This is a genomic window from Rhizobacter sp. P1_G5, assembly GCF_056405435.1.
The window spans coordinates 1-5,971 of the sequence record NZ_JBFUCB010000378.1 but is presented as its reverse complement, the minus strand read 5'-3'; the positions used below and the strand labels follow the sequence as shown (position 1 = coordinate 5,971).

At 70.4% G+C, this 5,971-nt stretch carries 6 protein-coding genes; 2 read left to right on the top strand and 4 right to left on the bottom strand.

Features of this window, described 5'->3' with window-relative positions:
- Positions 1-165: 165 nt before the first annotated feature.
- Together xth and AC1D12_RS22260 are read right to left on the bottom strand one after the other, a co-directional pair.
- Complete coding sequence (gene xth, locus AC1D12_RS22265; RefSeq protein ID WP_477842905.1) at positions 166-930, bottom strand: exodeoxyribonuclease III; 765 nt, start codon at positions 928-930, stop codon at positions 166-168.
- A 62-nt stretch (positions 931-992) separates the two neighbouring features.
- On the bottom strand, positions 993-2,165 hold the full coding sequence (locus AC1D12_RS22260) for an acetate/propionate family kinase (RefSeq protein ID WP_477842903.1): 1,173 nt from the start codon (positions 2,163-2,165) through the stop codon (positions 993-995).
- A 103-nt stretch (positions 2,166-2,268) separates the two neighbouring features.
- On the opposite strand from AC1D12_RS22260, the gene AC1D12_RS22255 reads away from it, so the two are divergent.
- Both AC1D12_RS22255 and AC1D12_RS22250 read left to right on the top strand, forming a co-directional pair.
- Positions 2,269-4,641: a phosphoketolase family protein gene (locus AC1D12_RS22255; RefSeq protein WP_477842907.1), complete on the top strand. Its 2,373-nt coding sequence runs from the start codon at positions 2,269-2,271 to the stop codon at positions 4,639-4,641.
- Between the two features lie 73 nt (positions 4,642-4,714).
- Entirely contained in the window at positions 4,715-5,284 is a 570-nt protein-coding gene (locus tag AC1D12_RS22250) for a GNAT family N-acetyltransferase (RefSeq protein ID WP_477842901.1), read from the top strand.
- Here the strand turns inward: AC1D12_RS22250 and AC1D12_RS22245 are convergent.
- Both AC1D12_RS22245 and AC1D12_RS22240 read right to left on the bottom strand, forming a co-directional pair.
- Positions 5,232-5,498 carry a hypothetical protein gene (locus tag AC1D12_RS22245; RefSeq protein WP_477842899.1) on the bottom strand — a complete coding sequence of 89 codons (267 nt, stop codon included), beginning with the start codon at positions 5,496-5,498 and terminating at the stop codon, positions 5,232-5,234. The genes AC1D12_RS22250 and AC1D12_RS22245 overlap by 53 nt on opposite strands.
- Before the next feature lie 139 nt (positions 5,499-5,637).
- The coding region (locus AC1D12_RS22240; RefSeq protein WP_477842897.1) for an OsmC family peroxiredoxin at positions 5,638-5,971 on the bottom strand (334 nt) is incomplete at its 5' end.

Genomic DNA, 5,971 nt, shown 5'->3' with positions numbered 1-5,971 from the left:
CTGTTTGACCACAACGAACGAAGTGAGTGGAGGGAGTTTCGACGACGGGCCGCGAAACCAGTCAGCGCAGGGGAGTCATCGCCCCCCGGGGCGATGACCGAACCGGCCGGCGAGCCACAGACTCCCCCACTCGCCTTTGCAACGCAGACGTCCGCCCAGAAAGAATCACGAGAGCTCAGCAATCACCGGAGCGTGATCGCTCGGCCGCTCGTTCTTGCGCGTCGGCTTGTCGATCACGCATGACTTGACCTGGCCCTTCAGGGCATCGCTCACCAGGATGTGGTCGATGCGCAGCCCCTGGTTCTTGCGGAACGCGAGGTTGCGGTAGTCCCACCAGCTCCAGCTCTTCGGCGGCTGCTCGAACAGGCGGAACGAGTCGTGCAGCCCGAGCGACAGCAGCCCCGCGAAATGCGCGCGTTCTTCAGGCGTGCACAGCACCTGCCCGGCCCACGCGACCGGGTCGTACACGTCGCGGTCTTCCGGCGCGATGTTGTAGTCGCCCATCAGCACCAGGTGGGTGTGGCGCGTCAGCTCGTCGGCCAGCCAGGTGCGCAGCGCCGTCAACCACTTCAGCTTGTACTGGAACTTGTCGCTCTCGACCRATTGCCCGTTCGGAATATAGGCACCCACCACGCGGATGCCGTTGACCGTGCCGGCGATCACGCGCGCCTGCTCGTCGTCGTGGCCGGGAATGTTCTTGACGATGTCGCTCGCCACCGTGCGCGACAACAGCGCGACGCCGTTGTACGTCTTCTGCCCGAACCACTGCACCTGGTAGCCGGCCGCCTCGATCTCGGCAGACGGGAACTTGTCGTCGGTGAGCTTTGTTTCCTGCAGCACCAGCGCGTCGGGCTGGTGCTGCGCAAGCCAGTCGATCAGCTGCGGCAGGCGCACCGCGAGGGAGTTGACGTTCCAGGTGGCAAGTTTCACGGGCAAACCTTTCGGCTTTCGGGCGGAGGCGCGCATCGTACCCGCAGCTGCTCGCGCAGGGGTCAACGCAGCACGGCCCAGGCCTCGTCGGCGATCGTGCGTTCCTCGTCGGTCGCGATCACGAACAACGCCACCCGGCTGCCGGGCACGTCGATGCGCAGCGCATGGCGCGCGTTCGCATCGCCGTCGACCGCGGCGCCCAGCCAGCCGAGCCGCTCGCACACGGCGGCGCGCAGCGCTGCATCGTGCTCGCCGATGCCGGCGGTGAATACCAGCGCGTCGAGCCCGCCGAGCGTGGTGGCGATGCGCGCCGCCTCGCCCGCACAGCGCAGCGCGAACAGCGCGAGCGCCTCGCGCGCGGCCGGCGCATCGCTGTCGCGCAGCGTGCGTGCATCGGCGCTGAGCCCCGACACGCCGAGCAGCCCCGAGCGGTGGTACAGCAGGTCCTCGATCTCGCCGTGCGACAGGCCGCGCTGCTGCATCAGGTACAGCGGCACGCCGGCATCGAGCGCACCGCAGCGCGTGCCCATCGGCACGCCGTCCAGCGCCGAGAAGCCCATGCTGGTGTCGATGCTGCGGCCCGCGCGCAGCCCGCACAGGCTGGCGCCGCTGCCCAGGTGCGCGACCACCACGCGCCCGCCGGCCACCTGCGGCGCGAGCCGTGCCAGCTCGCGCGCGATGAAGGCATACGACAGCCCGTGGAAACCGTAGCGCTGCACGCCCTCGTCATGCAGCGCGCGCGGCAGCGCGAAGCGGCGCGCGAGCGGGTCCTGCGTCAGGTGGAACGCGGTGTCGAACGATGCCGTCTGCACCAGCGCCGGCCGCAGCCGCCGCAGCGCCCGGATCAGGCGCAGGCTGTGCGGCTGGTGCAGCGGCGCGAGCGGCGTCAACGCGTCGAGCGCGGCCAGCGTCGCATCGTCGATGCGCACCGGCCCGCGGTGCTGCAGGCCGCCATGCACGACGCGGTGCCCTGCCGCGTGCAGGCCGGCCAGCACGCCGTCGCGCTCGAGCGCATCGAGCATCGCGTCGGCCACCTCGTGCAGCGACTCGGTCACCGGGGCCTGCAGCGGCCATTCGGCATGGCGGCCTTCGCGCTCGAGCGACAGCACGAGCGGCACCTGCTGCAGGTCGAGCCGGCCGCGGCCGACCGGTGACGGCCCGTCGCCGCCGAGGCGGAACAACCCGAGCTTGATCGACGACGAGCCGGCGTTCAGCGTGAGCAGCAGGGGTTCCATCGCGGCAGGCCTTCAGTGCGGGTATTGATCTGCAGCATAGTCGGCCGGCGCCCGTCGGCCCATCATCGGCGCTGCAAGGAGGAATCCGATGAACGACTCCGCCATGACCACCGCCGGGCATCCGGCCGGGCCGCTGTCGCCCGAGCAGCTGCAGCGCATCGATGCGTGGTGGCGCGCCGCCAACTATCTGTCGGTCGGGCAGATCTACCTGCGCGACAACCCGCTGCTCGACGAGCCGCTGACGCGAGCCCATGTGAAGCCGCGCCTGCTCGGCCACTGGGGCACGACGCCCGGCCTGAACCTGCTGTACGCGCACCTGAACCGCGTGATCGCTGCGCACGGCCTCGWCATGATCTACGTGATCGGCCCCGGCCACGGTGGCCCGGGGCTGGTCGCCAGCGCCTGGCTCGAGGGCTCGTACACCGAGCGCTATCCGACCATCACGCGCGACCGCGACGGCATGCGCCGCCTGTTCCGCCAGTTCTCGTGGCCGTACGGCATCCCGAGCCACGTGGCGCCGGAGACGCCCGGCTCGATCCACGAAGGCGGCGAACTCGGCTACTCGCTTGCGCACGCCTACGGTGCCGCGTTCGACAACCCGGACCTGATCGTCGCCTGCGTGATCGGCGACGGCGAGGCCGAGACCGGCCCGCTGGCCGCGAGCTGGCATTCGAACAAGTTCCTGAGCCCGGCGACTGATGGTGCGGTGCTGCCGATCCTGCACCTGAACGGCTACAAGATCGCGAACCCGACGCTGCTCGCGCGCATCGGCCGCGACGAACTCGAGCAGCTGATGCGCGGCTATGGCTACGCGCCGCACTTCGTGACCGGCAGCGATCCGGCGCAGGTGCACCAGCAGCTCGCCGCGACGCTCGACCGCGTGGTGGCCGAGATCCGCGCGATCCAGCAGCGCGCGCGCGCCGGCGGCCCGGTCGAGCGGCCGCGCTGGCCGATGATCGTGCTCGACACGCCCAAGGGCTGGACCGGCCCGAAGACCGTCGACGGCAAGCCGGTCGAAGGCACCTGGCGGGCGCACCAGGTGCCGCTGGCCGACGTGAAGACGCCGGAGCACCTCGCGCAGCTCGACGCGTGGCTGCGCAGCTACCGGCCGCAGGAGCTGTTCGATGCCGACGGCCGGCTGCGCGACGAACTGGCAGCGCTCGGCCCCACCGGCGCGCGCCGCATGAGCGCGAACCCGCATGCCAACGGCGGCGAGCTGCTGCAGCCGCTCGCGATGCCGTCGTTCCGCGAGCATGCGGTCGCGGTGCCGCAGCCCGGCGCGGTGCAGGCCGAGTCGACCCGCGTGCTCGGCGAGTTCCTGCGCGAGCTGGTGCGGCGCAACCTGGCGGCGCGCAACTTCCGGCTGTTCGGCCCCGACGAGACCGCCTCGAACCGGCTGGACGCGGTGTACGAGGTGTCGGGCAAGCAATGGCTCGCGCGCATCGACGAGGTCGACCCGAACCTCGGCACCGACGGCCGCGTGATGGAGGTGCTCAGCGAGCACCTGTGCGAAGGCTGGCTCGAGGGCTACCTGCTGACCGGCCGGCACGGGCTGTTCTCCTGCTACGAGGCCTTCATCCACATCATCGACTCGATGTTCAACCAGCACGCCAAGTGGTTGAAGACCTGCCGGAACATCCCGTGGCGGCAGCCGATCGCCTCGTTGAACTACCTGCTCACGTCGCACGTCTGGCGCCAGGACCACAACGGCTTCTCGCACCAGGATCCGGGGTTCATCGACCACGTCGCGAACAAGAAGTCCGACGTGGTGCGCATCTACCTGCCGCCCGATGCGAACTGCCTGCTGTCGGTGGCCGACCACTGCTTGCGCAGCCGCAACTACGTCAACGTGATCGTCGCCGGCAAGCAGCCGGCCTGGCAGTGGCTCGACGTCGACGCGGCGACGCGGCACTGCCGCACCGGCGCCGGCACCTGGGACTGGGCCGGCAGCGCCGGCGAGCCGGACGTCGTGATGGCCTGCGCCGGCGACGTGCCGACGCTCGAGACGCTGGCCGCGGTGACGCTGCTGCGCGACTACGTGCCCGACCTGCGGGTGCGCGTGGTCAACGTCGTCGACCTGTTCGCGCTGCAGCCGCCGGGGGAGCACCCGCACGGGCTGACCGACGAGGCCTTCGATGCGATCTTCACCGCCGACCGGCCGGTGGTGTTCGCGTTCCACGGCTACCCGTCGCTGGTGCACAAGCTGACTTACCGGCGCCGCAACCACGCGAACATCCACGTGCGCGGCTACTGCGAGGAAGGCACGACGACGACGCCGTTCGACATGGTGGTGCTGAACCAGCTCGACCGCTACCAGCTGGCATTCGACGCGATCCGCCGCGTGCCGCGCCTGGCCGACCGGGTACCGGCCGAGGCCGAGCGGCTGGCGGCGACGCTGCGCCGGCACCGGGAATGGGTGTGCGAGCACGGCGACGACCTGCCCGAGGTGAAGGAGTGGCGCTGGTCGCCGCGCTGAAACGTTCGCATCCCCGTACGCCGTTGCGCCCGCCAGGCGGCCGGCGCGCGACCGGGTCGTCATCATCGCTGCCATGACGATCCCCTCGCTTCGCGACGTTCCCGACCGCTTCGACAGCCCGCGCCTGACGATCCGCTGCCCGCAGTCCGGCGACGGGCCGCGCTTGCATGAGGCGATCGTCGCGTCGCTCGACGCGTTGCGCGCGTTCCCGGCCTCGCTGCCGTGGGCGATGGCCGAACCGACGCTAGCCAGCGCCGAGCAGTTCTGCCGCGAAGGGCGCGCGCATTTCATGATGCGCTCGATGATGCCGATGCTGCTGCTCCTGAAGGGCAGCGACACGCTGGTCGGCATCGGCAGCCTGCATGCGTTCGACTGGGCGGTGCCCAAGTGCGAGATCGGCTACTGGGCGCACTCGGCGTTCACCGGCCGCGGGCTCGTCACCGAGGCGGCGCAAGCCATCACCGACCTGGCGTTCGGCCCGCTCGGCATGCGCCGGGTCGAGGCCTTGCCCGACGCCGGCAACATCGCCAGCTGGCGGGTCTGCGAGCGTGCCGGCTACACGCTGGAAGGCACGCGGCGCAACGACCGCATCACACCGGACGGCATGTTGCGAGACTCAAGGGTCTACGCACGGATTCGCTGAACGACGGCGCCGACTCGAAGCGGATGCAGCCGCGCTGCAGGCACKACTGGTACTCGCGCAGCGACAGCGTCACAGCCTGGCGGTCGCCATCGGCATGCCAGACCAGCTTGACCCACAGCGCGCCTTCGATGACCCAGCACGCACCCGCGGGAATGTCCCGCAAGCCCTCGTCCGCGTGCACCTCGAACCCCGCAATGACCATCCCTCGTTTCATCGCTACCTCCAGTGGTGGGTGCCGTCCGGGACTCTGCGATCCCGGCGCAGCCTCACTGTAGGGGGCGCCCTTTGCGGGCACCGTGGGTTGATTCCGACGAGCGTGTAGGACATCGCCGCGACATGCGGGCAGGCGCGGCTCAGACCAGCGTCGCCTCCAGCGAGATGTCCGCCTTCAGCAGCTTCGACACCGGGCATCCGGCCTTCGCCTTCGCCGCCAGCTCCTGGAACGTGGCGTTGTCGGCGCCCGGCACGTTGGCCTTCAGCGTCAGGTGGACCGCGCTGATCGCGTAGCCGCCTTCCACCTGCTCCAGCGTGACCTTGGCGGTCGTGTCCATCTTCTCGGCGCGCAGCTTGGCTTCACCGAGGATCAGCGACAGCGCCATCGTGAAACAGGCGGCGTGCGCCGCACCGAGCAGTTCCTCGGGGTTGCTGCCCGGGGTGCCCTCGAAGCGGCTCGCGAAGCCGTAGGGG

Excerpts from the sequence above, each read along its gene's own strand:
- AC1D12_RS22260 (WP_477842903.1), bottom strand. The coding sequence starts at position 2,165 with ATGGAACCCCTGCTGCTCACGCTGAACGCCGGCTCGTCGTCGATCAAG.
- AC1D12_RS22250 (WP_477842901.1), top strand. The coding sequence starts at position 4,715 with ATGACGATCCCCTCGCTTCGCGACGTTCCCGACCGCTTCGACAGCCCG.